Genomic DNA, 1,416 nt, shown 5'->3' on the forward strand with positions numbered 1-1,416 from the left:
CTTTTAGAATCAGTGAGTAAATGTGGTGCATAAGGGAAACCCACTCAGTGGGCCTTTCAGGCCGAGGCCGGTAAGAGAGGCTTTCAGCCGCAGAGCAAACCACCAGTTCACACTGGTGGTTTTGATTCATGCTGCCTTTCTGCACTTCCGCCTTGATGAATCCAGTTAAGGGAAGTGTTTTTTTGCAGACAAAGAAAGGAAGAATGAAAATGAACAAACGGACACTGGCCCTTGTTTTTACTGCCCTATCCATTGCAATCGGTTATATTGGAGGAAGTCTGATCATCATTCCGCTGGGATTCGTCAGAGCTGCACCTTTTCAGCATTTTATGAATATTATTGTCAGCTTCCTTCTGGGGCCCTGGTACAGTCTCGCGCAGGCATTTGGTGTTTCTGTATTGAGAAACATAACAGGAACAGGTTCACTGCTTGCTTTTCCAGGAAGCATGATTGGAGCGTTTCTGTCAGGCTATCTTTTCAGAAAAGGAAAGAAATTTTATCTTTTAGGAGCAGGAGAACTGGTCGGTACGGGTATTTTTGGTGCACTGGTGAGTTACCCGGTGGCAAGACTTTTTCTTGATGCGGAGGCTGCCTTATTCGGATTCGTTCCGGTGTTCTTCATCAGCGCACTGATTGGAACCATTGCAGGGGTGATCCTCGCATATCAGATGAAAAAGTCCAGCGCCTTTTCCAGACTCCTTTCTTTACAGGACAGGGAGAAGGAACGGTAAATCCGAACATTTCACCAGTGCTGTTCTCATGGAATTGTAGTTAAAGTATTAATGAAAACTATGAAATAACTTTTATTATAGGGTTCTCTTAGCTCATTTATTTTTAATGATTTAAGGAAATCCTATCTTTATTTTTAAAGTTGGCTTACAATTTTCGTCTTTTTGTGGTATAGTATAGTTAATACTTTGTGAGGTGAGTCGATTATGCCAACTACTTTAGCTAGCATCAAGAAAAACTTGGACAGTCACATTGGAAAAGAAATTACTCTGATTGCCCAGGCGGGAAGAAAGAAAACGACAGAACGCAAAGGGATTTTAACTGATACGTACCCTGCGGTTTTTGTTGTAGAACTCGATCAGGACGAGAACGCCGTTGAACGCGTCTCATACAGCTACACGGACGTACTGACACATTCAGTCGAACTGGAATTTGAAGATGAAAGAGAAGTTATCTTAAACTAGTTACAGATTGTAGTATAATGTCACATTATACTACTTTTTTTATACCCTGAAACAGCCCGTGAATGAGGAGTTTTCCTCAGTATAAAGGTTTTTCTTTTTAACGTAATTCCGAAAGAAGTCTCCCACTTCTAAACGTATGGGTACGAAGCACCAGTGAAAGTGGGAGATGAATTTCGGTCAAGCGATAGCTTGAAGTTATTTCTCAAGACCTTTTCTTATTAGT

Annotated in this window: 2 protein-coding genes; both read left to right on the top strand. The window is 41.5% G+C overall.

From position 1 onward, the window contains the following. Positions 1 to 182 precede the first annotated feature (182 nt). Positions 183 to 731, top strand: a complete 549-nt coding sequence (thiW, locus tag ACYQ2O_RS12240; RefSeq protein ID WP_459796701.1) for an energy coupling factor transporter S component ThiW — start codon at positions 183 to 185, stop codon at positions 729 to 731. A 204-nt stretch (positions 732 to 935) separates the two neighbouring features. Next, on the top strand, positions 936 to 1,193 hold the full coding sequence (locus tag ACYQ2O_RS12245) for a Veg family protein (RefSeq protein ID WP_091265911.1): 258 nt from the start codon (positions 936 to 938) through the stop codon (positions 1,191 to 1,193). Positions 1,194 to 1,416 lie beyond the last annotated feature (223 nt).

The organism is Alkalibacterium sp. m-11 (assembly GCF_054658155.1).